The 25,650-nt window shown below is 34.5% G+C and carries 19 protein-coding genes and 1 pseudogene; 11 read left to right on the plus strand and 9 right to left on the minus strand.

The window, feature by feature from the left end; genetic code table 11:
• From B5X64_RS06055 to B5X64_RS06070, 4 genes are all read right to left on the minus strand, one after another.
• Positions 1 to 2,769 (minus strand): TonB-dependent receptor, encoded by a 2,769-nt coding sequence (locus B5X64_RS06055; protein ID WP_111944928.1) that lies wholly within the window; start codon positions 2,767 to 2,769, stop codon positions 1 to 3.
• Positions 2,770 to 2,895: 126 nt separating this feature from the next.
• Positions 2,896 to 3,909 (minus strand): UDP-N-acetylmuramate dehydrogenase, encoded by a 1,014-nt coding sequence (gene murB, locus B5X64_RS06060; protein WP_079464387.1) that lies wholly within the window; start codon positions 3,907 to 3,909, stop codon positions 2,896 to 2,898.
• Positions 3,910 to 3,951: 42 nt separating this feature from the next.
• The gene (locus tag B5X64_RS06065; RefSeq protein WP_079464388.1) at positions 3,952 to 4,434 is read right to left on the minus strand and encodes a hypothetical protein; all 483 of its coding nucleotides are present in this window, start codon (positions 4,432 to 4,434) and stop codon (positions 3,952 to 3,954) included.
• A 10-nt stretch (positions 4,435 to 4,444) separates the two neighbouring features.
• Complete coding sequence (locus B5X64_RS06070) at positions 4,445 to 5,650, minus strand: pyridoxal phosphate-dependent aminotransferase (protein ID WP_079464389.1); 1,206 nt, start codon at positions 5,648 to 5,650, stop codon at positions 4,445 to 4,447.
• A gap of 268 nt (positions 5,651 to 5,918) precedes the next feature.
• Here B5X64_RS06070 and B5X64_RS06075 point away from each other — a divergent pair, with 268 nt between their 5' ends.
• From B5X64_RS06075 to B5X64_RS06105, 7 genes and pseudogenes are all read left to right on the plus strand, one after another.
• On the plus strand, positions 5,919 to 8,399 hold the full coding sequence (locus B5X64_RS06075; RefSeq protein WP_079464390.1) for a GEVED domain-containing protein: 2,481 nt from the start codon (positions 5,919 to 5,921) through the stop codon (positions 8,397 to 8,399).
• A gap of 117 nt (positions 8,400 to 8,516) precedes the next feature.
• Positions 8,517 to 8,970: pseudogene (locus B5X64_RS06080) on the plus strand (DUF1801 domain-containing protein).
• Entirely contained in the window at positions 8,948 to 9,601 is a 654-nt protein-coding gene (locus B5X64_RS06085; protein ID WP_228418772.1) for a YiiX/YebB-like N1pC/P60 family cysteine hydrolase, read from the plus strand. The pseudogene B5X64_RS06080 and the gene B5X64_RS06085 overlap by 23 nt, the downstream one beginning before the upstream one ends.
• A gap of 265 nt (positions 9,602 to 9,866) precedes the next feature.
• The gene (locus B5X64_RS06090) at positions 9,867 to 10,172 is read left to right on the plus strand and encodes an NIL domain-containing protein (protein WP_076561007.1); all 306 of its coding nucleotides are present in this window, start codon (positions 9,867 to 9,869) and stop codon (positions 10,170 to 10,172) included.
• Positions 10,173 to 10,436: 264 nt separating this feature from the next.
• Positions 10,437 to 10,988 (plus strand): LemA family protein, encoded by a 552-nt coding sequence (locus tag B5X64_RS06095; protein WP_079464392.1) that lies wholly within the window; start codon positions 10,437 to 10,439, stop codon positions 10,986 to 10,988.
• A gap of 3 nt (positions 10,989 to 10,991) precedes the next feature.
• Entirely contained in the window at positions 10,992 to 12,947 is a 1,956-nt protein-coding gene (locus tag B5X64_RS06100; protein ID WP_079464393.1) for a DUF2207 domain-containing protein, read from the plus strand.
• Positions 12,948 to 12,957: 10 nt separating this feature from the next.
• Positions 12,958 to 14,949: a DUF2207 domain-containing protein gene (locus B5X64_RS06105; RefSeq protein ID WP_079464394.1), complete on the plus strand. Its 1,992-nt coding sequence runs from the start codon at positions 12,958 to 12,960 to the stop codon at positions 14,947 to 14,949.
• A 237-nt stretch (positions 14,950 to 15,186) separates the two neighbouring features.
• Here the strand turns inward: B5X64_RS06105 and murA are convergent, their stop codons facing one another.
• The 4 genes from murA to B5X64_RS06125 all read right to left on the minus strand — a co-directional run bounded on the left by murA (position 15,187) and on the right by B5X64_RS06125 (position 18,150).
• Complete coding sequence (gene murA / locus B5X64_RS06110) at positions 15,187 to 16,494, minus strand: UDP-N-acetylglucosamine 1-carboxyvinyltransferase (RefSeq protein ID WP_079464395.1); 1,308 nt, start codon at positions 16,492 to 16,494, stop codon at positions 15,187 to 15,189.
• A complete protein-coding gene (locus B5X64_RS06115; RefSeq protein ID WP_079464396.1) occupies positions 16,494 to 17,147 on the minus strand; it encodes a DUF4290 domain-containing protein in 654 nt (217 codons plus the stop codon). The genes murA and B5X64_RS06115 overlap by 1 nt, the downstream gene beginning before the upstream one ends.
• 119 nt (positions 17,148 to 17,266) lie before the next feature.
• Complete coding sequence (locus tag B5X64_RS06120; RefSeq protein WP_079464397.1) at positions 17,267 to 17,680, minus strand: thiol-disulfide oxidoreductase DCC family protein; 414 nt, start codon at positions 17,678 to 17,680, stop codon at positions 17,267 to 17,269.
• 8 nt (positions 17,681 to 17,688) lie between these two features.
• Positions 17,689 to 18,150, minus strand: a complete 462-nt coding sequence (locus B5X64_RS06125; protein WP_066678084.1) for a heme-binding domain-containing protein — start codon at positions 18,148 to 18,150, stop codon at positions 17,689 to 17,691.
• A 340-nt stretch (positions 18,151 to 18,490) separates the two neighbouring features.
• Between B5X64_RS06125 and katG the strand changes: the two genes are divergently transcribed.
• From katG to B5X64_RS06145, 4 genes are all read left to right on the plus strand, one after another.
• Positions 18,491 to 20,764, plus strand: a complete 2,274-nt coding sequence (katG, locus tag B5X64_RS06130) for a catalase/peroxidase HPI (protein WP_079464398.1) — start codon at positions 18,491 to 18,493, stop codon at positions 20,762 to 20,764.
• Positions 20,765 to 21,137: 373 nt separating this feature from the next.
• A complete protein-coding gene (gene der, locus B5X64_RS06135; RefSeq protein WP_066678088.1) occupies positions 21,138 to 22,448 on the plus strand; it encodes a ribosome biogenesis GTPase Der in 1,311 nt (436 codons plus the stop codon).
• Positions 22,449 to 22,525: 77 nt separating this feature from the next.
• Positions 22,526 to 23,176: a uracil phosphoribosyltransferase gene (gene upp / locus B5X64_RS06140; protein WP_079464399.1), complete on the plus strand. Its 651-nt coding sequence runs from the start codon at positions 22,526 to 22,528 to the stop codon at positions 23,174 to 23,176.
• Positions 23,177 to 23,387: 211 nt separating this feature from the next.
• Positions 23,388 to 24,851 carry a hypothetical protein gene (locus tag B5X64_RS06145; protein ID WP_123920683.1) on the plus strand — a complete coding sequence of 488 codons (1,464 nt, stop codon included), beginning with the start codon at positions 23,388 to 23,390 and terminating at the stop codon, positions 24,849 to 24,851.
• Positions 24,852 to 24,903: 52 nt separating this feature from the next.
• On the opposite strand, the gene B5X64_RS06150 is transcribed toward B5X64_RS06145, so the two are convergent.
• Entirely contained in the window at positions 24,904 to 25,557 is a 654-nt protein-coding gene (locus B5X64_RS06150; protein WP_066675465.1) for a ComF family protein, read from the minus strand.
• Positions 25,558 to 25,650: the final 93 nt, after the last annotated feature.

The following is a 25,650-nucleotide window of genomic DNA, read 5'->3' on the forward strand; positions in this document are numbered from 1 at the left end:
CTATTTATTTAAAAAATTATAATTCAGTTCCATCCCGAAATAAGGGGTATTGGCGCCTTTTCTGTACACGGTAACATTGTTGAAAGTATAAGGAGCACTGTAATTAAAAATCCTTGTTACAAACATGGATGTTTTTATGTTCTTATAAATACTTTTAGTGATTTTTAAGTTCCCTGCAATCGTAAATGTATAATCTCTAGGCATGTTGTCAGTTACCGAAACATTTCGTACCAACCATTGTTTATAAGTGTCAGTTTTATCTGCTTCGGTGAAAGGATGTACAATTCCGTCGATTCCGTAATAAGAGATAGGTGCAGCAATTCTTTGATCTTTTCTTTGATGATCAAACACACTTCCTTGGAATGATGCAGAAATTGTTAAATCTAAACTAGGAAGATAGGTATCGATAAAAAGATTGTAATTCATATTAGAATTTACATATCCATCGTCATTCTGATAAATTCCATAGTATGGAAATCCGTCTGAGCCTATTGATGCAGAAGGCCTTTCGACAACAGGAACAGAGTTTCTTAATTGTGTTTTAAAATAAGCTCCGCTTAAAGTAAATCTTGTATTGATTGCTTTGAAACGTGGGGATGTATACCCAAATTCAATACCATTCTTGATGGTTGCACTTCCGTTTTCAGTCACCATGTATTCTGCATTGGTTTTTCTGTCAGTGTAAGGAGTATCGGCTAAACTAGGTCCGTTATTCCATTGTGAAAGATCTACTTGCGATGCATCGTATTGTTTGTAGGTGTGAAGAACAGTGTGTCTCATCGGGCGGAAACCATTGGTCATATCTTCTTTGAAATAAGTAAAGAAAAAGTTGTGGTTTTTATAAGAAAGATCGAGCCTTATTTCTTTTTTGATACTTTTTGCTGCCTCCAAGTTTTTATTTTCAACATTCTGAACATACGTCATGAAATTTACATATCGGTATTGTGCATCATTGTGATAATAATTCAGCTGAGTGTAATCCCAGAATTCTCTGTTCGGATACAGCATCAAAAGAGTAGGCTGTTTGTAAAACTGTCCGTATCCAAGAGTTACATCTGTCTTTAATGGAGCATTATTAATCATTACATGTGGAAGGCTGTATTGAAGATTTAATCTTGGTTCCACAAAAACTTTTTTGCTGATAGCATAAGAATTGTCAATTCCCATTTGTTTTGAGAATCTTAATCCTGTGTATAAGGTAAATTTATGCTGATCAACTGCGTAGCTCATCTGATCTCCTAAAAATGCAGCTATCAAATTAGAAGCAGGGATATCATTGAAAGCTCTAGGTCTTGAGTTGATAAATGATGCAGCATAAGGAGAGTTCATATCGTAAACTAAACCTCGTCCGTTGTTTTTAGAATATCTCCAGTCTAAACCGGCTTCATACTGATGATTAATTCCAAAAGTATTTCTCGTTCCTGTAGTTTGAAGAAGCGCTGTAATGTCAAGTGGTTTTCCTTCTGTACTGAATTCGCTGATATAACGAAGAGCGGGGAAAACACCTACGTTTTCTCCCTGTTCTGTTGCTAAAGAAAAAGATCTCGGTCCCGACAATTGTACCAGTTTTGTCTGATCTATTTTTTCAAATCCTTGTCTGATTGCAGTTTTTAAAATAATTTTATCAAAAAATGAGGCCTTATTTAAACTGTACACAAAATTATTGGTAAAGCTTATTCTTGTTCTGGTTTGTTTGTATTTATCTATCTCAGGAGCTCCATTATCCGGATCATTTTTTTTGGAATCGATATTGCTTGAAAAATCGATATTTGAACGCCATTCTAAAGGATTAGACCAAAGATTTCCTTTCTTTTTTGAACGGATTGATGCGGTCATTCTCTGGTAATTTTCGAAATCATCTGTAGGGTCTGCCTTAGAATCTAAAAAATCTGCACCTGCACTGATTTGCCAGTTTTCATTGATTTTAAAACCTTTTCCTACGTAATATTGCTTACTGAAACCGTCTGCTTTAAATCTTGCCTGTAAAGGAGATTCACCAATTTTTCTTTCAATTTTAATAACACCGGATGTTAAATCTCCATAAGATGCGGATGGAATTCCTCGAATAATTTCTACTTTTTCAATGTCGTTCGTAGAAATTGTTCTCATATCCACTCCGGTTGTGGCAGTTTCTCTTGCTTCAGGTGAGTATCCAAATTGCCCGTTGTCTAACGAAACTTGCATATCTGCATTAGAATTGATTACATTTCCATCAATCATAAATTGTACTCCAAGTGATGAAGTATCATATTTTCCAGGCTCGTTAGCCAGGGCGCCTCTGTTTTCACGAAGTAATGGTCGATTATTTACACTTAATGATGGAGTTTTTGCCAATCCGCCCGGTAAAAGCTCCATCAAATCTGTAAAGCTTGATGGTTGCAAGTGCTCCATTGCTTTTCTATCGATGATGGTTTTTGTCGTTAAACCTTTCCCTTCTTTTGAAAAAATTACGATTTCTTCAAGTTTATCTATTGGTTGAAGTTGAAAGTTTAATGTTTTTGAACTGTTCAAGTTAACATCAAACTCTTTTTCCTGATAATTGGAATGGGTAATTTTTATGTGATGTTTTCCTTCGCTTAAAACTAATGTTGCGATACCGTTTTCGTCCGTAATCACAGCGTTTTGAGAACTTTTTACAGTAACACCTTTTAATTTCTGCTGGTTTCCACCGGAAATACTAATGTTTAATTGTAATTTCTCGTTTTGAGCCAATAAGAATTGAGAGCCGAAGAAAAAAAGTATTATAAATGTTAAGAGCCTGATCATCATTATTTTAGTTTGTCGAAAGCAAAATCGACCGCAAAAGTAAGAATTAAATTTGCCGATTCGAAATTTATTTAGAACAAATTAAAATAACTGACAAATGTCAGACAAGATATGAAGAAGCTTTTGAGATTATAAAATATTCACTTCTCTTTCTAATTCAATCCCGAATTTTTCTTTTACGGAATCAATAATTAAAGCTGAAAAATCAAAAATTTCTTTTCCGGAAGCATTACCTGTAGCATTAATGATGACCAAAGATTGTAATTGATGAGAAGCAACATTTCCTATTTGTTTTCCTTTCCAGCCACACTGTTCGATGAGCCAACCCGCAGGAACTTTTACGAAATTTCCGTTTGGATACCCTTGAATGTTTTCAAATTTTAATTTTAAATCTTCAAACTGTGCTAAAGGAATGGTAGGGTTTTTAAAAAAGCTTCCAGCGTTACCAATTTTTTTCGGATCGGGAAGTTTACTTTGTCTGATGTTAATAACGGCTTTTGAAACATCCTGAATTGTTGGATTTATTATATCTAAATTTTCCAGTTCAGATTTTATAGCACCATATTCGGTTTTAATGGTGTGGTTTTGAGTGGTCAATTTAAAATTAACTTCCAAAATCACATATTGGTTTTTTCCTTCCTGCTTAAAAATAGAATCTCTGTACCCGAATCTGCATTTTGCCAGATCAAAAGTTTCAACTTCTAATGTTTGTAAATTCAAAACTTTACAACTTGCAAAATGATCTTTTATTTCAGTTCCGTAAGCTCCGATATTTTGCATCGGTGAAGTTCCCACATTTCCAGGAATGAGAGAAAGGTTCTCGAGCCCGCCATAATTTTTATTCAGACAATACATGACGAATTCATGCCAGTTTTCTCCGGCTTTCGCGGTTACTAAAACTTGATTTTCATTTAAAAATTCTTCAGAAATTCCTTTTAAATTTAATTGTATCGCTAAACCGTCAAAATCTTTTGTGAAAAGAATATTGCTTCCGCCACCTAAGAATAGAAGTGGGAGAGTCTGAGAGTTTGAGTGTTTTAGAGTTTCGATTAATTCTTCTATAGTATTTACTTCAACAAAATATTTTGCTTTTGCTTCTACTCCAAAAGTATTGAAAGGTTTTAGTGAAAAATTTTCCTGCATTGGATTTAGTAAATGTTTAGAATTAATTTGAAAATAAAATTTTTAATGATATTCCTGAGGAATAATTTTTAAGAGTTCTTGCTTAAAACGGGCAAACTTATTATAATGAATATCGTTTTGTGCGTTGACATAAACGTGAGATTTTTTATTGGTTTTAATCTGAAAACTTTCGTCAATTCCATCAATTGGTTGAATGCTTGGTGAACTTTCGATACTGTCTAAATTCCTGATTTTAAAAGAGGAAGTTATGCTTTTCCAGGTTTCCGGTTTGATCGCAGAATGCCATTCTTTGTGCTTCTTTGTTGAGGTAGTTCCGGTTTCAAAATGAATGGAGTCTTTCGTTACTTTTATTACTTTGTAATATCCAAGCTGACCACCAATTTCCGATAAACCAATAAAGGTGATTTCTTCGGTTTTAGAATCTGATTTTTTATCAGCATTCTTTTTTTCACTGCACGAAAAAAAAATCAGCAGTAAAAACATTGAAACGAAGATTTTCAAATCACTTATTTTTACTGCCGACATTGTTGTAATATTAAAGATTAAACTCTAATTTGTATTTTACAAGTGCATTTTTTAGAATCTCTGCACTTTTTCTTAAATCTTCTTCTTTCAAAACGTAAGCAATTCTTACTTGTTTTTTACCTAATTCAGGATTGCTGTAAAAACCTCCTGCAGGCGCAACCATAATGGTTTCGTTATTCAGGGTGTATTTTTCAAGAAGCCATTGTGCGAATTTTTCAGTATCGTCTACCGGAAGTTCGGCAACACAGTAAAAAGCTCCTTTTGGTTTCGGACAAATTACTCCCGGAATTGCATTCAGCAAATCAACCAAAACATTTCTTCTGTGAGTATATTCTTCTCTTACAGCTCTGATGTATGCGCCGTCATTTTGATGAGCGGCAGTTGCAGCGATCTGTCCCAAAAGTACTGGGCTTAATCTTGCCTGTGCAAAAAGCATTGCAGCATCATGAATTTTTTTCGAACGGGTAATTAAACAACCAATTCTTACACCACACATTGAGTAACGCTTAGATTCTGAATCGATGATGATGCAGTTTTCGCTTAGTTCAGGAAAAGCAAGCATTGAAATCTGTTGTTTTCCATCGTAAACGTATTCTCTGTAAACCTCATCAGAGATGACAACAATGTCATATTTTAAAGCAATCTCAGCTAATTTCTGAAGCTCTTCACGAGTGTAAAGATATCCTGTAGGATTTCCAGGGTTGCAGATAACGATTGCTCTTGTTTTTGCCGTGATTTTCTTCTCGAATTCTTCAATCGGAGGAAGTGCAAAACCAGTATCAATAGAGGAAGGAATTGCAACTACATTCACATTGAAAGTACTTGTAAATCCGTTATAGTTTGCATAATAAGGTTCAGGGATAATTACTTCGTCACCATCATCACAAAGGGTAGAAATAGCAAAATTTAAAGCTTCAGATCCACCGTTTGTTACGATAAAATTATCTGGAGTAAGGTCTGTGAAATCTAAAGAATGATAATATTCTGTTAATGCCTTTCTGTACTCAATATTTCCTTCTGAAAGAGCATATTCTAATACTTTTAAATCAATATTTTTTAAAGCATTCAGAGCCGTTTCTGGAGTTTCGATATCAGGTTGCCCGATATTAAGGTGATATACTTTTGTACCTCTTTGTTTAGCTTCTAAAGCAAAAGGAACCAGTTTTCTTACCGGCGAAGGCGGCATCTGTTGTGCTCTGTTTGAAATGTTTGGCATTATCTAAAATTTGTATGCACAAAAATAACAAAATATTTCGGCTCATGAGAAAATATCTCAACTGATATTGATAATGTTATGTGTTGAATATTAATTATGTTATTAATGTTAATAATTCAAAAAACGTATAATTTAAAATTGTATAAACATTTATGATTTGATGATAATGTGTTAATATTTAATATGTATTGAAAATAATTTAAAATAAATATTGTGTTTTTGGATTTAATTCATAGTTTTACGCCGAACTAAATAAAAAAAATATTCTATGAAAGGAAAAAGACTCTTTGGGTTGGTTAATCTATGTGCGCTTTTCTATGCGCCAATGGCATTTGCCCAATATTACCACCCTGTTGCTGTAAGTGGATTTACGCAAGATGTAATTGCTAATGGAATAGGAAATGCAACTGCAAGCACAACTGCTTCTGTAGATGCTGTAGATTACGGATATGTATCTAAAGATTTTAAGGCTACAGCAACAAGCCCTGAGCTTACTTATGGACTTCCTGTATCGGGTCAGTTTATGAGTGTTGTAGGGACAACTCCGGGACTGACTTATCAATTAGCGTCCTATAATAGTAGTAATGCTTTAAAATTGAATGCTGTATCTGATGCGGGAACATTAACTTTTAGTACTCCTACTGCAGCTTTCAATTTATATTTCCTGGCAACAGGTGGGTCCGGATCTGGAGTTGTTACTGCTGTTGTGAATTTTACGGATGGCACCAACCAAACGTTTACAAGTTTATCAGTTGGTGACTGGTATGATCAGTCAAATTTTGCAATACAAGGTATCGGAAGAATAAAAATTACAACTAATGCATTAGAAGATGGGGGAGGTACAAATCCTAGAATCTATCAAATTCCTTTAGCAATATCTACTGCGAATCAGTCTAAAACAGTGCAAAGTATTGCTTTTACTAAGAATTCCGGTTCTGGTTTTATTAATATTTTTGGTGTTTCAGCAAATAGATTTACAACTTGTTTGGCGCCAACCGCAGTTACGGCTTCTGCGGTTTCAGTAAGTTCTGCAACGCTTACTTGGACTGCTCCTGCTACAGTACCTACTAACTACGATATTTACTATACTTCTTCTACGGTTGCGCCAAATAGCAGTACTGCACCTACAGTATCTGGTGTTACCGGTACTACAACAAATATTACCAGCGGAATCACTTCTACTACCAAATATCATGTTTGGATAAGATCAAACTGTGGAGGATCTGTCGGAGAATGGGCTTATGGTACAACATTTACAACACCTTGTTCTACGTTTACAGTACCTTATTCTGAGAATTTTGACAGCACATCACTTGGATCTACAACAAATACCAATGCGCCAATGTGTTGGTCGTATTTAGAAAGTAGTGGGTTTGCAGGATATGGTTATGTAACAAATAGTAATTCAAATTCACCAACAAACAGTTATTATTTATCTAATATTTCGGCAAGTACAGGAAATCAAATGTTGGTATCACCTCAAACGGTTGCATTATCTGACGGAACTAAGAGAGTAAAATTTTACGCAAAAGGAGGGGCAAACTATACTTTACAGGTAGGGACTTTAACGAATCCTTCTGATCCGTCAACCTTTGTTTCATTCAATACAACAACTATCACGGCTAATCATGCTCAATATACCGTTAATATTCCTTCGGGAGGAGGTTCTTATTTGGCATTCAGACATAATTTAGGAGGTACTTACAGATCAATTTATCTTGATGATATTACGGTAGAGGCTATTCCTTCTTGTGTAGAGCCGGTTTCCCTTGCGGTTACAGGACAAACGATGACGTCGGTAAGCTTGTCATGGACGGATACTTTAACTGTTCCGGTAAATAATTATGATATTTACTACAGTACAACCAACGTAGCTCCTACAACAAGTACTGTTTTGAATGCGACCAATTCTGTAAATTCATCGACCACAACAGTTACAGTTCCTGGATTAGCTTCTGAAACTATCTATTATTTCTGGGTGAGATCTCGTTGTTCGTCTACGAATCAAAGTATTTGGGTAGGATCAGTTAATGCTTTCACAGGATATTGCCTACCATCTTCTTCTAACCAAAGCTCTTGGATATCTGCATTCAGCTCAACGGGAGCAATGACCAATATGGCATATTCTTCTGCAACTGCCGTTGCTGGAACTAATGGATACCAAAATTTATCTGCAACCACAAATACAATTTCAAATACTGCTGGAAGTACAACTTCAATCTCTGTGACAGCGGGTGGCCCAACTTGTGGAATGGCAGTTTGGGTTGATTGGAATAACGATTTAGTATTCAGTTCTACTGAAAGAATGTACGCGACTACATCATATACTACGACGACTCCTTCTGCAGCATCAATTACTATTCCTGCGGGAACACCTCTTGGTAACTACAGAATGAGAGTGATGTGTGATTATAACACCAGTGCGCCTTCGAATGCTTGTGGGTCTATTACAAGAGGAGAGTTTTTAGATTTCAAGCTTCAGGTTACTGATGTATTAGGAACTTCAGATCTTACTTCTAAAACTAAAGAGGTTTCTGTTTATCCGAATCCATTCACTGATGTGGTGTATATTTCTGAAACTAAAGATTTGAAAACTGTAAAAGTATTCGACTTAACAGGAAGAGCAGTAAAAACTATAGAAAATCCTACCAAGGAAATCAGTTTAGGCTCATTAAATTCAGGACTTTATTTGATTACAATGTATTTCAAAGACGGTTCTCAAAATACGGTGAAAGCCATTAAAAAGTAAATTATTTTTGAATTATTTTTTTTAACAGTCTTGCATTTATGTAAGGCTGTTTTTATTTTCAGAAAGATTTGGATTTAATTAAAGCCTTTTATTTTAAATTTGTTAAAAATTGAAACAATGCAAATTCCATCAATATCAGTAGAAGATTATATCTCACAAATTCCGGAAGAAAGACAGGAGGTTTTCAAAAAAATGTTTGATACGGTCAACGATAATTTACCTCAAGGTTTTAAACAAGGTGTAAGTTATGGAATGATCGGCTGGAATGTTCCTTTAGAAACTTTTCCGGCAGGTTATCATTGTACACCGGGATCAGCGCTTCCTTTTATGAATGGCTTCGCAGAAAAATTTTATCGCTTTGTATCATATGGGAATGTATGCAAAACCTGAACTTTTAGATTGGTTTGTGGCAGAGTTTCCAAAGCATTCAAAAAGAAAACTGGATATGGGAAAATCGTGTATCCGTTTCAAAAAAATGGATGAAATTCCTTTTGAATTAATTGCCGAACTGAGTAAAAAAATGACTGTAGATGAATGGATCAATATTTATGAAAACAACCTTAAAAAATAGACTCCGATTAAACTTAGCTTTCTTATTTTCAATTTTGATTTGTGTTTTAGGGTGTAAAAATTCTCAGAATTTAGGCTTGAAAAACGGTGATTTATTGTTTGTGACGGCAAAAGAAAGTGGTTTGTCGGGTGCGATCAATAATGTAACCCAAAAGCAGAAAAATGCTTCGTTTGATCATATCGGAATTTTACAGAAAGATAAAATGGGTGTCTTTGTGCTTCATGCTGCTCCAAAAGGTGGTTCTCAAAAACAAAATTTGAATGAGTTTCTAAAAGATCAGGCCAATGACGGACAAAAAGTTGTTTTATATCGATTAAAACCTCAGTTTCAGAAAAATATTCCTGATGCCATTGAAAAAGCGAATTCAATGTTGGGCAAACCTTACAATTTCAATTATATTTTAGATGATAATTCCTATTATTGTTCAGATTACATCGAAAGAGCATTTAGAAAAGATAAGATCTTTACATTAGAACCAATGACTTTCATTGATCCCAAAACCGGGAAAACAAATGTATTTTGGGAAGAATTTTATGCTAAAAAAAATCTTAGAGTTCCGGAAGGTGAATTAGGTTGCAATCCAAATGGTCTGGCGGGTTCAGACAAAATCGAAAGGGTAAAAGAATTATAATAAAAATCAAATTTTTGCCACGAATACACGAATTTAATTTAAAAATAATTTAAAATTCGTGCATTCATGGCTTTTTTATAATCATTTGAGTGTTATAAAAATGGGAGAAACCGAAAGGCTTCTCTTTTTTTATGTTAAATTTTAAAATTAGTACCCTACTAATTTGGTAGACTAATATTTTTTTATACTTTTGTGAAAGAATTAATGAGAAAATATTTAAAAATATGTAATTCAGAAAGTAGTATTAATCAAAAATGTTTTAGTTATGATTACAACCAATTTGCAGGCTTTGCCAAAAAATGTAAACCTTATCAAGAAAGAATTGATCCTTGAAGTAGAACTGAATGGAAAAATGAAATTCGATCATCTTTTAAATGCTATTTATCAGCAGATGGGAATTTGTTACAAAGTATTAAGCGCAAATGTGGAGTATATGAACGGAAACAATTTTGGCTCATTTCAGTTATATATCAATGCAACAGATGAAGAATCTCAGGAACTTGAATTTTTCCTGAATAACAATAAACTCTTGAATACCACTGTCGAATATACCTGCAGAAAGTATTCATAAAGCTGTACGTCCATATAGTTTGAGGAGCGTTCAATTTATTGAGCGCTTTTTTTATTTTTTTAATCTAATTATGTTAAGATTATTCTGGATTACCGTCAGTTCGAATAAAATTCTGCAAGAATTTGTATCGAGAAATTTTGTTATCAACTTCTCGATACGATTTTCCAAAAATCTACTCCAAGTGACGGAATTAATATTCATTATAGATTTTATTCAATTCTCAGAGAAAAAGATTATTTTTAATCTAAATTAAATTACAAAATTATGATTGCACTTATTGTTATTGGTGTTTTGGTTCTTGCAGTACTTTACGGAGTATCCATTTACAATCGCCTCGTAAAACTTAGAAATCTCGTTCAGGAAGCTTGGAGCAGTATTGATGTGATGCTTAAAAAACGTCACGACTTAATTCCCAATTTAGTTGAAACCGTAAAAGGTTATGCTACTCACGAACGTGAAACATTAGAAAATGTAACAAGAGCTAGAAATTTAGCAGTAGGCGCAGATTCTGTAGAAGGAAAAGAAATTGCTGAGAAAAACCTGAACCAGGCAATGATGAATTTGTTTGCGGTTGCAGAGCAATATCCCGATCTTAAGGCTAATGCCAACTTCCAGCAACTACAGGCTGAGTTGAGTTCAATCGAAAACGATATAGAAAAATCCAGAAGATATTACAACGGAACGGTAAGAGAAAACAATACTTTGGTAGAATCTTTCCCAAGCAATATTGTCGCCAATATGTACAAATTTGAGAAGTCTAAATTCTTTGAGCTTGATAATATTGCCGACAGGGAAGTTCCAAATGTAAAATTTTAAGGAATGAAAAAGCTTATAGCATTTCTTTTTCTTATTTTCTTTTCTCTGAGTTTCGCGCAGGATGCTGACGGAACTGTAGCTGTTGGTGAAGAACAGAGTGGTTTTTTGAGCGGTTCCGAAAGAATTCTGTCTTTTCATGCAGATATTGATGTAGACAAAAATTCTGGACTGAGTATTACCGAAAAAATAAAAGTTCACAGCCTCGGTGAAAATATCAAAAGAGGGATTTTCCGTTCGCTGCCTTTGGTAAGAAACCTAAACGATAGAACTCAGAAAGTGAAATATAATATCGTTTCTGTAAAGAAAGACGGTGTTGATGAAGATTTTCACGAAGAAATTGAGGATGGTTATCTTAAAGTGTATGTCGGAAATAAAGATGTCATTTTAACTCCGGGAGATTATAATTACGAAATAAAATATACTACAGAAAAGCAAATCGGTTTTTTTGAAAAGTATGACGAATTGTATTGGAACGTCAACGGAACAGAATGGAATTTCCCTGTTGACAGTATTTCGGCAACCGTAAATCTTCCGCAAGGAGCAGGAATCTTACAAAATTCATGTTATAAAGGAGCTTACGGAAGTACTTCTAAGGATTGTATGGCTAAAGTTCTTTCAGAGCATTCAATTGAATGGAGTGCGAAAGATTTAGGTCCGGGTGAAGGTTTAACAATTGCAGTTGGCTTTAAAAAAGGAATTATGGTTCCACCGCCACCGCCCACTTTTCTTGAAAAATTTGGAATTCTGATTGGCGGAATTATCATCTTTTTAGGATTGCTGTTTTATTATTATTCAACATGGAAAAAATACGGTGTCGATCCTGAAATGCCTACGATTTATCCACAATTCAACTCGCCTGATGATTTGTCACCGGCTTCTTTAGGTTTTATCAACAGTGAAAGTTTTAAGAATAAATATCTCACTGCTGCTTTGGTTAATTTAGCTATAAAAGGATATGTTCAGATTGTTGAAGATGAAGATCCCGGAATCTTTGGTTTGTTTAAATCGAAACAGTTTACGGTAAAAAAGCTGAAAAATCCAGATCAAAATCTACCAAAGGAGGAAATTAATTTGATGAACAATTTATTTTCTAAAAATATTGTTGATAGTATCAAATTTGACGGAAAATATGATTCTAAAATTGAACAGGCAGTTCGAAGCTTTCAATCAACGCTTAAATTTCAGCATGATACATTATTGAATGAAGGGAATAATTCTAAAAAGCTCATTTTGCCGATTTTAGTCATTTTAGGAGTTTACTTTCTCGGACTTTTTGTAAGTTTTACCATTTTCCCGGAATTTGAAAAAGTATTTTTAGGAATTTTTATTCTTGCTATTTTAACGGTGGCTTTTGTGATTGCGATCGTTTTATTCAAATTCTATCCTGGTTTGTTTAAAATCTTCCTAATTTTCCCTGTTATTGCATTGGTGCTTTTAGGAGTACTTCTTTACAAAGGAAGCGATTTTACGATTGACAATAATTTTAATATTTGTTATATTTTTATTGTCTTAGGCTTTATGTCTTTGGTAATTTATCAGTTTTTAATTAAACGTCCTTCAGAAGAAAAACTAAGAAAAAAATCTTTGATTAAAGGTTTTGAAATGTACATGGGAGCTGCTGAAAATCAACAGATTAAATTTCACAATCCACCCGAAATGACACCACAGTCTTTCGAAAAACTGTTGCCTTTTGCTATGGTTTTGGGAGTTGATGAAATCTGGGGTAAGAAATTCGACGATTTACTCAAAAAAATGTCTTACGAATACCAAAGCAATTGGTATGTTGGTTCATCAATGAATTATTTTGCGATGGCAAGTGTGCTCAATTCAAGTCTAACTCAGTCAATACAGTCTTCAGCGACACAACCATCAAGCTCAGGAAGCAGTTCTGGTTCCGGATCAGGTGGCGGTGGGTTTTCCGGCGGCGGTGGCGGCGGTGGCGGTGGCGGCGGTTGGTAAAATTTTAAATATGAAAAATTGTATACAAGTCTTTGCTTTATTCTTCTGTATTCTTGTTTTTGCACAGAATGAGGTGGGTGCATTGCCTGTAGTTACGGAAGATTCTTTAGATTCTGATCAAGCTAATATTCAGAGGGAAAGAATTGTTTCTTTTCATTCTGATATTCATATTGCTGAAAACGCTGACGTTACTATAACAGAAACGATCAAAGTTTTTGCGAATGGCAGTGAAATTAAAAGAGGGATTTTTCGTGCTTTACCAACGGTAAGAAAAATTAATGGCAGAAAAGAAAGCGTTTACTACAAAATCATTGCTATTGAAAAAGATGGCGTAAAAGAACCTTATAAAACCAAGAAAGAGAATGGTATTTTTACGATTTATATTGGTAATAAAGACTATCAACTTGCTTCAGGTTTTTATACCTACAAAATTGTTTACCAAACGCAGGATCAGATTGGGAATTTCAAAGGGTATGATGAGTTTTACTGGAATGTAAATGGAACAGATTGGTCTTTTCCTGTTGAAGATATTCAGGCAACCGTTCATTTGCCGAAAAATGCAGATATTCTTCAAAATTCCTGTTACACGGGTTATGAAGGAAGCACAGAACGGAACTGTACCAGTGAATTGATCTCTCCCACGCAAATTATTTTTAAAGCGAACCATTTAAATGAGCATCAGAATCTTACGGTAGCTGTAGGTTTTAAAGCTGGTGTTTTAAAAGAACCTTCTGTTTTTTCTAAATGGGTCAAAAGAAACTGGACGAGTCTTTCATTGCTTATAGTTGGTTTGTATCTGTTGTTTTTCTACTATAAAAACTGGAGAAAATATGGAAAAGATCCTGAGAAACCTATCGTTATCCCACAGTTTAATGCGCCCAATAATCTGTCACCTGCATCTTTAGGGTATATTGATAAAGGTAAGTTTGATCCCAATTTGGTAACGGCTAATCTTGTTGATCTTGCTGTGAAAGGCTTTGTAGATATTGATGAAGTAAAAGATATTAAAGAAACTTTTCTTTCAAAAATGTTTACTTTAAAAAAGCTGGAATCGGAAAATGATAATTTGCAGAGTGATCAAAAGCTTCTTCTGAAAAAGTTATTTGGAAAAGAAAAGAAAATTTCGGTAAACGGAACGTACAATTCTAAAATTAAAAAAGCAGTTGATAATTTTAAAGATTTTATTATTAATGAAAATAAGATTTTTGTAGAAAAAGTTTCCAACAAAAAAATTGTTTACAAAGCTTTGAAGATTATTCTTCTGACTTTTTTCCTGGCATTAATTATCAGTTCTTTCATAACATGGAGTTTTCAAACTCTGATGATAGCTTCTGTTATTAGTATTTTTGCGGGTGTGTTTGCTGCGGTATTGGTACTGACGTGGCAAGAAGGAAATAAACTGATCTTTATAGTGGTATTACTTTTCTCGTTGACATTTACGCTTCCTATGTTTTTCATGGCATTTGTAAATTCTGATGATATTACAGCCTTTGAATCGAACTGTTTCAAGTTTTTAATATTTGGGATTATTTCGATTTTAATATTTCGTTATTTAATCAATAAACCGAGCGAAGAAAAAGTAAAAATGGAATCTGAAATTGATGGTTTCAAAATGTACCTGAGTGCTGCTGAAGAAAACCAGCTAAAATTTCATAATCCTCCGGAAATGACTTCAGATGTATATGAGAAATTTCTTCCGTATGCTATTGTTTTTGGAGTTGATGGCATCTGGGGCAAAAGATTTAGAGATAAACTGCAGGAAACCATTGATTCTGCTGAACCTTATGAGAATGTTCAGTATAATTTTGGGTATGGCTTTGCGGGTGCTTTTACAAGTACGCTTAGTGAAACCACGGTAGCTCCGGTGAGCAGTTCTTCATCTTCGTCCTCATCAAGTTCTTCATCGAGCTCGTCCTATTCTGGTGGTTCCGGTTCAAGCGGATCTTCCGGCGGTGGATCTTCTGGCGGCGGAGGTGGAGGTGGCGGAGGCGGCGGTTGGTAAAATAATCTTCGCTAAAAAGCTTCAAAAAATTATTGAATTTAAATCTCTCTAAAACTTAAATGTGTTTTAGAATTTAAGTGAAAAAGCGTTCAGAAAATTAATTCTGAACGCTTTTATATTTTAAATTGAATCGTAAAACTTAATTTTGCTAATAACTAATAACTAATAACTAATAACTAATAACTAATAACTAATAACTAATAACTAATAACTAATAACTAATAACTAATAACTAAATCAAATTCTCTCAATATCTGCTCCAATCGCTTTCAGTCTTCCATCGATATTTTCATACCCACGGTCGATTTGTTCGATATTATGAATGATTGATTTTCCTTCAGCTGAAAGTGCTGCAATTAAAAGTGCATTTCCTGCTCTGATGTCCGGAGAAACCATGGTTGTTCCACGAAGAGGAGATTCCTGATTTAAACCGATAACGGTGGCTCTGTGCGGATCACACAAAATAATCTGAGCGCCCATATCGATTAATTTATCAACGAAAAACAATCTCGATTCAAACATTTTCTGATGTACCAAAAGACTTCCTTTTGCTTGAGTTGCTACAACTAAAATAATAGAAAGTAGATCTGGTGTAAATCCTGGCCAAGGTGCATCTGAAACGGTAAGAATAGATCCGTCGATAAATTTCTGGATTTTATAATGTTCCTGAGACGGAATGTAAATGTCGTCACCGCTTTGTTCAAGCTGAATTCCCAATTTTCTGAATGTATTTGGAATAACTCCTAACTGGTTCCAGTTTACATTTTTAATGGTGATTTCAGATTTTGTCATCGCAGCAAGACCGATCCAAGAACCAATTTCTACCATATCCGGAAGCATGGTGTGCTCAGTTCCGTTCAAATGAGTTACTCCTTCAATCGTTAATAAATTTGAACCGATTCCTGAGATATTCGCACCCATTCTGTTCAGCATTTTACAAAGTTGCTGTAAGTAAGGTTCGCAAGCTGCGTTATAGATTCTTGTTTTTCCTTTTGCTAAAGCTGCAGCCATGACGATGTTTGCAGTTCCTGTAACGGAAGCTTCTTCCAAAAGGATAAATTTACCGTTCAGTTCTTTAGCTTTTAATGAATAGAAATATTCTTCCTCATCATAATTAAATTCTGCACCAAGTTCTACTAAACCTTGAAAGTGAGTGTCTAATCTTCTTCTCCCTATTTTGTCGCCTCCCGGAGTCGGCATATAAGCTTCCCCGTAACGAGCCAACATGGGGCCCATCAACATGATCGAGCCTCTCAGCTTGGCACCGTCTTTTTTAAATTCATTAGATTTAATATAATCAAAATTGACATTATCTGCCTTGAAAGTATAATCACCATGAGCGTTTTTGGTCACTTTTACACCAAAATCTCCTAAGATCTCGATCAACCTGTTGACATCGTGGATGTCTGGAATATTTTTAATTCTTACCTCTTCATCAGTTAATAAAACTGCACACAAAATTTGAAGAGCTTCATTTTTCGCTCCCTGTGGAGTGATTTCTCCATGCAGTCTTTTTCCTCCCCTTATTTGAAATGTTCCACTCATTATCTTCTGTTGTGATTATTGTTATTATTGTTAAATCTTCTTTTTGCGGGTTGATTTCTGTTGTTATTGTTTTTATTGTTGTTATTCCTGTTGGCATTGTTGGCGTAGTAAATTTTACTTTTATCTAAGCTTTCAATATTAGTAAGATCTAACCTGTTTGCTGAAAGTTCTTTCAAATGACGGAAAATTACATCATCGGTTACATGTTCTTTATTGTAAACATTGTAAGACTTTTTCATATTGTTGGCAATCACCTCGATTAGGGCTTCTTTTTCGTCGCCTGCTTCTAGCTCTATTGCTTTTTCAATTAACTGAAGAATACTTTTCCCATAGAATTTAAAATCACCCTGAAGTTTTGGGTATTCCATTCTTTTGGGTTTTTCTTCAAGCTGTTCTTTTGTAGGGAAAGGGTATGGGGAATCTACATCCAGGTTGTGATTGGCAAGAATGTAAAGATGATCCCAAAGTTTATGTTTGTAATTTTCTTCGTCGCGGAGCTGTGGGTTTCTCTGACCCATAAAATCAATGATTGCCATTGCCATTTCGTTTCTTTCTTCTTTGTCTGAAACTTCTTTGCAACGCTCAACCAACTGTTGTATAATTCTGCCATATTCCGGCATATTGAGATGAGTTTTTTGGGTATTGTATTCCATAGTCTGCAAATATATGGATTAATAAAAATAATGTTTCGAAAAACTTAAATGTTTATAAAAATTTAATGGAAATATTTAAAGTATTCCTATATTTATCAGATACCAAATTCTGAACCAAATCACACTTCTATAAATTTCTTTTTCTGATGTTGGTCGGGTAGGAAGCACTTTTGAGCCGAAAGCTTCATTCTGTTTTCGGAAATTTTGTTGTAAATTTTATCACTTATAAATGTGGGCATTAATTTCCCTATAACCGATAAATTATAGATTCCGCCTAAAAGATTGGCGATTTTTAAAACAGCTTTAGATTTAATGAGATAATATTGACGAGGTTTCCAAAGATAGAGTGTGTTGAATTGTTTTGTTTCTAAACCTCTCTCCGATAAAAACTTCTGTCCGAAATCTGATTGTAGAGAAGCAAACATAAACTGATCTTTTTGATCTCTTTCAAGGATCCACTGTACCCAAAAATTGCATACACCGCATTCGCCATCAAAAAATACAATGTGTTTTTGTTCCCAGATTTCAGGCATGATTTCTATTATTCTGTTTTAAATTTTGTTTCCCGAATCTCTCTTTTAAAATAAGTGATCAACTCTTTTCTTTGAGCGTCGGTGAGTTTTGCATCTTGATGTCCCAGAAAATAAGACTCTAAAGGCATTTCATGTTTTTCGAGCATTTCTACACACTCTTCCATTTTATGGATCTGTCTTTTCGGTTCGTAAGTAGCAAATGTAGAAAAATTAAGATGTTTTCTTCCTTCATCAATGTGATTTTTTATCCACCAAGAAGCCGGAGCAATACTTGTATACCACGGATATTTCGTTTCATCAGAATGACAGTCGTAGCATGAATTGGTAATCAGTTTTGCTATTTCCGGAGAAGTATTGGTTTTAATCTTTAAAAAATCCATTCCCGGGTTCAGCGGTTTGTTGGTTTTATCAATCGGAAAAAACTGGATGATAATAAATGCGACAAGAAGAACGATAATTACTTTTTTCATACCCTGGGATTTGGATTTCTAAACTAATAAAGATATTAAATTTTTAAGAAAGAAAAAATAGAAGAAATATTAAAATGATTACTTTAAGTTGAATTATTCTAAATATGAGTACTTATTATTGGTTTTTATCTAAAGTAATGCCAAATTTTATTAACTTAATTGAATTATTGTTTTTTTTGTAAACTAGTCAACTAAGAATTAACAGTTAAGAATTTGTTATAGTTTTTAACTATTGTAAAAATATTATTGATAGATTGTGTTTATTGATTAAGCATTGTAAGTTTGCAGAGTTAAACAAATTAAAATAGAGTTATAAACCAACATAAAAATTAAAACTATAATGGAAAATGATTTAAACGATATCAGTAAGTGCCCGTTTCATAACGGAACGATGAAAAAAGAAAATGTTGCTGGAGGCGGAACCAACAATAAAGATTGGTGGCCAGATCAATTAAGAGTTGATATTCTAAGACAGCATTCGTGTTTGTCAAATCCTATGGAAAAAGATTTTGATTATGCTGAAGCTTTTCAGAGTCTCGATCTTGAAAGTGTAAAAAAAGATCTTCATGCATTAATGACCGATTCACAAGATTGGTGGCCTGCAGATTTTGGGCATTACGGTCCTTTATTTATCCGTATGGCTTGGCACAGCGCAGGAACGTATCGTGTAGGTGACGGAAGAGGTGGAGCAGGAGCAGGACAACAGCGTTTTGCGCCGCTAAACAGCTGGCCGGATAATGTAAGCTTAGATAAAGCAAGAAGATTGCTATGGCCGATCAAACAAAAATATGGTAAAAAAATATCTTGGGCAGATCTTTTAATTCTTACAGGAAATATCGCCCTTGAGTCTATGGGATTCAAAACTTTTGGGTTTGCAGGAGGTCGTGAAGATGTTTGGGAACCAGATCAGGATGTATATTGGGGAACGGAAAAAACTTGGTTAGGTGGAGATCTTCGTTATGCGCACGGTTCTCCGGGTGTTGAAGGTCATGGTGTTCTTCCGGCAGAAGATGATTCTGAAGTTAAACATTCCAGGGATCTTGAAAAACCTTTGGCAGCAGTACAAATGGGACTTATCTATGTAAACCCTGAAGGACCTGACGGAAATCCTGACCCAATTTTAGCGGCAAAAGATATTCGTGATACCTTCGGAAGAATGGCAATGAATGATGAAGAAACGGTTGCGTTAATCGCTGGTGGACATACATTCGGCAAAACTCACGGTGCCGGTCCTGCAGATCATGTAGGTAAAGAGCCTGAAGCAGCCGGAATTGAAGCACAAGGATTTGGATGGAACAGTTCTTATAAATCAGGAAAAGGACCCGATGCAATCTCAAGTGGATTAGAAGTAACTTGGACTGAAAAACCAACTGAATGGAGTAATCTTTTCTTTAAAAATTTATTTGAAAATGAATGGGAACTCACTAAAAGTCCTGCAGGAGCTCATCAATGGGTGGCGAAAAACGGAGCCAACATTATTCCTGATGCCTTTGATCCTAATAAAAAACACAGACCAACTATGCTTACAACGGATCTTTCATTAAGATTTGATCCTATTTATGAAAAAATATCAAGAAACTTTTTTGAAAATCCTGATGCTTTTGCGGATGCCTTTTCTCGTGCCTGGTTTAAACTAACACATAGAGATATGGGACCAAAAGTTCGTTATTTAGGTTCTGAAGTTCCTTCTGAGGAATTAATCTGGCAAGATCCGATTCCTGAAGTGAACCATGAATTGGTAGATAATTCTGATATTGAATCTTTAAAATCAAAAATTTTAAATTCCGGATTAAGTATTTCTGAATTAGTTTCTACGGCATGGGCTTCTGCTTCAACTTTCAGAGGAAGTGACAAACGAGGTGGCGCAAACGGAGCAAGAATTCGTTTGACTCCACAAAAAGATTGGGCGGTAAATAATCCTGTTCAGTTGCAAAAAGTATTGTCTGTTTTGGAAAATATTCAGAATGATTTTAATAATTCTCAATCTGGAAATAAAAGAGTTTCATTAGCAGATTTAATTGTTTTGGCAGGAAGTGCAGCGGTTGAAAAAGCAGCAAGAGATGCCGGACAAAATATTTCTGTTCCTTTTGCTCCTGGTCGAATGGATGCTTCACAAGAGCAGACAGATGTAGAGTCAATGGGATATTTAGAACCTGCAGCAGATGGATTTAGAAACTATTTAAAGAAAAAATTCTCTGTTTCTACAGAATCTTTATTAATTGACAAAGCACAATTGTTGACGCTTACTGCGCCCGAATTAACGGTGTTGATCGGCGGAATGCGTGCTTTAGATACCAATTTCGATGGTTCTAAAAACGGAATATTTACCCAGCGTCCCGGAACTTTGACCAATGATTTCTTTGTAAACCTTTTGGATATGAGAACTCAATGGAAAGCTATTTCAGAAGATAATGAATTGTACATGGGAACTGACCGATCAAGTGGACAACCAAAATGGACAGCGAGTCGAGCAGATTTAGTCTTCGGTTCAAACTCTGAATTGAGAGCATTGGCTGAAGTGTATGCAAGTTCTGATGCTCAGGAGAAATTTGTAAAAGATTTTGTAGCAGCTTGGACGAAAGTAATGAACTTAGACCGATTTGATTTAATCTAATTTTATATAATAATCTAATTTTTTAAGACAGCCTTTTTGGGCTGTCTTTTTTTTGAATTAAATACTTACTTTTCGTGAATTGTTATAATGGAAGTTTTCCTTTGCTGAGTGAAATTAAAGATTCGACGAAGTCAAACGCCTTTGCAAACTTAAAAACAATTGGTTGTTAAAGAAAAAACTTTGCGCACTTTGCGTTAAAATCATGCATTATAACTGATAACCAATTTTCAAAATATTAAATTCACAATCAAAGAGATTTCTATTGCTTAAATAATAAAAGCTTACCTTTGCAAAAAATTGAGCTCCAAAAGTTGGAGTAACTCATTGATAATCTTGTCCTATCGCATTGTCGAAGGATTATTAAACATTTTTTATGTCAAATATTGTTGCTATTGTTGGTCGTCCCAACGTAGGAAAATCCACGTTATTTAATCGTTTATTAGAAAGAAGAGAGGCTATTGTAGACTCTACTGCAGGGGTAACCAGAGACCGTCATTACGGAAAATCTGACTGGAATGGTGTAGAATTCACTGTAATTGATACCGGAGGTTACGATGTAAACAACGATGATGTTTTCCAGGAAGAAATTTCTAAACAGGTACAGTTGGCTATTGACGAAGCTACATCAATCATTTTTATGCTGAATGTAGAAGAAGGTCTTACTGATACGGATCATGAGATCCACGAAATGCTGAGAAGATCAAACAAACCTACTTATATTGTAATCAATAAAGTAGATTCTGCTAAAGAAGAAATCGATGCAACTGAATTTTATCAGTTAGGAATCGAGAAATATTATACTATTTCTTCTGCAACCGGATCTGGAACAGGAGAGATTTTAGATGATATTGTAAGAGATTTCCCAACTAAAGATTATACAGATCCTTTCGAAGGATTGCCTAAAATTACCATTGCAGGTCGTCCAAACGTAGGGAAATCTACGATGACCAATGCATTGCTTGATGCAGACAGAAATATTGTAACTGATGTTGCAGGAACTACAAGAGATAGTATTCAGACACTTTATAATAAATTCGGACATGAGTTTGTGTTGGTAGATACTGCCGGAATGCGTCGTAAATCTAAAGTAAATGAAGATTTAGAATTCTATTCTGTAATGAGATCAATTCGTTCTATTGAATATTCTGATGTGGTTATCATCATGGTTGATGCTACTTTAGGATGGGAATCTCAGGATATGAATATCTTTGGTCTTGCTCAGAAAAACAGAAAGGGTATCGTAATCGTTGTCAACAAATGGGATTTGGTTGAAGATAAACAAACCAATACAATCAGAGATTTCGAAAAATCTATCAGAGATAAAATCGGACAGTTTAGTGATATTCCAATTTTGTTTGTTTCAGCATTAACGAAACAGAGAATTTTGAAAGCCGTAGAAATGGCAATGGTTGTTTACGAAGATCGTAAGAAGAAAATTAAAACGTCTAAATTGAACGAAATAATGCTTCCGATTTTCGAGCAGACGCCACCACCGGCAAATAAAGGTAAATACATTAAAATCAAATATTGTGTACAGCTGCCAACGCCGTCACCACAGTTTGTATTTTTCTGTAACTTACCTCAATACGTAAAAGAGCCATACAAGAGATTTACTGAAAACCAATTGAGAAAGCAATTCGGGTTTACCGGAGTTCCGATCGAAGTATATTTCAGACAAAAATAATTTTACCAATCCCTTTTAGATTTTCTAAGAGGGATTTATTTTTATTTCATAATTTTGCAGTAAGCTTATTCAAAATAATGACAGTAATACTTTCACAACAATTTTCTTTAGTAAATTCATGGATTAACGAACTTCGAAACGTAGAAATTCAGCATGACCGAATGAGATTCCGTAGAAATATGGAAAGAATCGGAGAGATCGCGGCATTCGAAATCAGTAAAAGTTTGCAGCAGGAAGAAATTGAAATTCAAACTCCTTTAGATACAATTAAAGTTAAAGAAATTGCTGTTCAGCCGGTAATTACCACAATCTTAAGAGCGGGAGTTCCTTTGTTTGAGGGAATTTTAAATTATTTAGATAGAGCAGATTGCGGTTTTGTAGCAGCGTATAGAAAGCACGACGCCAATGATTATTTCTCAATAAAACAAGATTATCTTACGTGCCCCAATATTGACGGAAGACCCTTGATTGTTGCAGATCCTATGTTGGCAACCGGAGCTTCTTTAATTGAAGCAATCAAAGATTTGTTAACAAACGGAACACCAACTCAACTTCATATTGTAGCAGCAATTGCTTCAAGGCAAGGGGTAGAAACCATCGAAAAAGCTTATCCCGATGCGAAAATTTGGGTAGGAGCAATTGATGAAAACTTGACGACAAAAGGATATATTACACCAGGTTTAGGTGATGCCGGAGATTTAAGCTACGGAGAAAAACTTCAGAGATAAATTTTTTGCGAAGAACGATATTTATTTAAACCTTAGATTTTGTCTAAGGTTTTTTTAATGATAATTTTTCTTAAATATATGTTTATTTTAGTATTAATTTTATATTGTTTTTGGTTTTATATTGAATTTTTCATACATTTAATTAATTATTATTGAGTGTTAAAATTTAATGATAATTGAAAAAAAAACTAATAACCGAAAAACAAAATCAATGAAAACATTCATTCTAAGCCTTACTTTAGGCTCGCTTGTGCTATGGTCTTGTAGCGAAGAGAAAAAGAATTCCAAATCAGATTTACCGCCGGATGAACTGGTGAGAAAAGAAGCTTTTAAAGATCATTCCGATTCAATACCGAAAGACAGAACAGAATTTTTTAAATTAAATGCAGATTATCCTCGAATACAACCCGGTGTAGGATTTAAACTTATTAATGATTTTAATGAAAAAATCACAGTACAAAATGCAGAAAAGTATGTTTCTGGACTAAAAGATTATGCATCACCATTAATTACCAAAATGATTAATGAGAAAGATAAATTCAGTGCAAAAGATGTCGGCTGGTTTCACGAACCTTGGATGGGAAGTAAAAGAGATCCTATCATGGGAACCTATCCCGGAAATCCTAATTCTGCAGGAACTTTTAAAGGCATAAACAAAAACCAGGAAGGTTTTGTATTGGTATTGTACGATCCATTGGCGGCATTTACGATCGGTGAAGTTTTTGATAAGAACGGAAATGTTCCTTTAGAAATAGATTCGGCTTATTTTAAAAGCTCAAAACCTATTAATAGTTTTATCAGCGTTGATCTGAATAAAGATAAAGGCCAATTCAAAGAAGGTTCGGTAATCGTGAAGTTTGCTTTTTCAGAGTTGAATGGTGATCAATGGCCAGATATGAAAGATGCTCCTCTTTTTACCATTTATAACCAATTGGATGCTAAATCTAAGGATAGCTATAGAAACAGATATGATTATAAAAAGGTAAGCTTGTTTCAGATAGATGTAGTAGTTAAAGATTCTAAAGCTGCTCCGGAAACAGGTTGGGTTTTTACAACTTTTGTGTATGACAAAAATATTAAATCCAATAATATCTTAGATAAATTTGTTCCGCTTGGTGCAATGTGGGGAATGGATCCTGAGGTTGATAGCGATTTTGCAACAGTAGAAGTGCAAAACCAAAAATTAACGCAAACATGGATTAATGATAATGCTCCTTACTATAGTAGAGAAACTCTAGGATGGGGAGGTAGATTAAGCGGTCCGAATGACGGAGCTGTAGCGCTGCAGGGAGTAGTGGATGTTACCAGCAAAGGTGTAACGAAAACAGATACAATTGCCAGATTGCCAATGACCTCTTGTATGAGCTGTCATTCACCTTCGCAGCAACAAATCTCTTCATTTCTTTTGCCGTCATCAAATCAGGGAGCCACTTTCTTTAACTACAACACTCCCGAATTTCTACGTTATAACAGAAATTTAAAAGGGGAAAGTTTTGATCCTGGTCAGTTCTCATTTGATTATAATATGGCGATGAATTTTAAATCGATGAATGCATATCTTGCCTTTCTGAATAAATATTATAAGTCTAAAAATAGTGGAATGATGAAGTCGAGTAGAGGATCTGAAGAATATGAAGATAGTTTCGAAGAATTTAGAAGAAAAAAAATAGATTAATAAAAATTTTTAAAGCCTCAATTGTAAAGATTGGGGCTTTTTTAATGAAAAACTATTCATCCATTGCCATTACCAAAACACTCACTTTGTTGTCTCCTGTTTTCAAAATTTCCCAGGCAATTGAAGCGATTGTATTTCCGGTGGTAAAAACATCATCAACCAAAAGGATATGTTTTCCTGAAATATTTTTAGCGATTGAAAAAGTATTCTGACTTTCTAGACGATGCTTCTTATCTTTCAAAGCCTGTGCTTTCGAGTAATTGTTTCTTTTAATTAAATCATGGCTGAAAGGAATCTCATAAAACCTCGATAATGTTTCTGTAAACAAATGCAGTTGATTATAACCTCTTTCCTTTAGTTTCTTCGGATGCAATGGGACAGAAACCAACATGTCAGGTTTTTGATTTTTAAAATCTAAACGATCTGTCGTCCATTCAGCTAAAATCTTTCCGGCTTTTTCTCGACTTTTATATTTTAATTCGTGAATGATTTTCCGGCTTAAATTTTCCTTTTCAAACTGCATTAATGCAAAAGCGTTTTCTATAGGAAAAAGAAGTTTACATTTCTCCAGAATATAATTATCCTCAAAAAAATTGAAATGCGTAAAGTGAATTTGCTCAAAACAGACATTGCAAACGAGTAAATTGCCGTCAATAATCCGGTTGCAGTGAATGCAACGATTGGGAAAGAAAATATCTAAAATCATTTGTGTGTTTATTGTAACTAAGATAGTGAAAATGGATGAAAGAAGAAAAGTTTTTTATTAGAAGATGGAGGCATGAAGTCTGAAGTTTTAAAA

It is taken from the genome of Chryseobacterium balustinum (genome assembly GCF_900168205.1).
Taxonomy (GTDB): domain Bacteria; phylum Bacteroidota; class Bacteroidia; order Flavobacteriales; family Weeksellaceae; genus Chryseobacterium; species Chryseobacterium balustinum.

Coding starts and splice junctions, on each gene's coding strand:
- B5X64_RS06055 (WP_111944928.1), bottom strand. CDS start 2,769: ATGATGATCAGGCTCTTAACATTTATAATACTTTTTTTCTTCGGCTCT.
- murB (WP_079464387.1), bottom strand. CDS start 3,909: ATGCAGGAAAATTTTTCACTAAAACCTTTCAATACTTTTGGAGTAGAA.
- B5X64_RS06065 (WP_079464388.1), bottom strand. CDS start 4,434: ATGTCGGCAGTAAAAATAAGTGATTTGAAAATCTTCGTTTCAATGTTT.
- B5X64_RS06070 (WP_079464389.1), bottom strand. CDS start 5,650: ATGCCAAACATTTCAAACAGAGCACAACAGATGCCGCCTTCGCCGGTA.
- B5X64_RS06075 (WP_079464390.1), top strand. CDS start 5,919: ATGAAAGGAAAAAGACTCTTTGGGTTGGTTAATCTATGTGCGCTTTTC.
- B5X64_RS06085 (WP_228418772.1), top strand. CDS start 8,948: ATGAAAACAACCTTAAAAAATAGACTCCGATTAAACTTAGCTTTCTTA.
- B5X64_RS06090 (WP_076561007.1), top strand. CDS start 9,867: ATGATTACAACCAATTTGCAGGCTTTGCCAAAAAATGTAAACCTTATC.
- B5X64_RS06095 (WP_079464392.1), top strand. CDS start 10,437: ATGATTGCACTTATTGTTATTGGTGTTTTGGTTCTTGCAGTACTTTAC.
- B5X64_RS06100 (WP_079464393.1), top strand. CDS start 10,992: ATGAAAAAGCTTATAGCATTTCTTTTTCTTATTTTCTTTTCTCTGAGT.
- B5X64_RS06105 (WP_079464394.1), top strand. CDS start 12,958: ATGAAAAATTGTATACAAGTCTTTGCTTTATTCTTCTGTATTCTTGTT.
- murA (WP_079464395.1), bottom strand. CDS start 16,494: ATGAGTGGAACATTTCAAATAAGGGGAGGAAAAAGACTGCATGGAGAA.
- B5X64_RS06115 (WP_079464396.1), bottom strand. CDS start 17,147: ATGGAATACAATACCCAAAAAACTCATCTCAATATGCCGGAATATGGC.
- B5X64_RS06120 (WP_079464397.1), bottom strand. CDS start 17,680: ATGCCTGAAATCTGGGAACAAAAACACATTGTATTTTTTGATGGCGAA.
- B5X64_RS06125 (WP_066678084.1), bottom strand. CDS start 18,150: ATGAAAAAAGTAATTATCGTTCTTCTTGTCGCATTTATTATCATCCAG.
- katG (WP_079464398.1), top strand. CDS start 18,491: ATGGAAAATGATTTAAACGATATCAGTAAGTGCCCGTTTCATAACGGA.
- der (WP_066678088.1), top strand. CDS start 21,138: ATGTCAAATATTGTTGCTATTGTTGGTCGTCCCAACGTAGGAAAATCC.
- upp (WP_079464399.1), top strand. CDS start 22,526: ATGACAGTAATACTTTCACAACAATTTTCTTTAGTAAATTCATGGATT.
- B5X64_RS06145 (WP_123920683.1), top strand. CDS start 23,388: ATGAAAACATTCATTCTAAGCCTTACTTTAGGCTCGCTTGTGCTATGG.
- B5X64_RS06150 (WP_066675465.1), bottom strand. CDS start 25,557: ATGATTTTAGATATTTTCTTTCCCAATCGTTGCATTCACTGCAACCGG.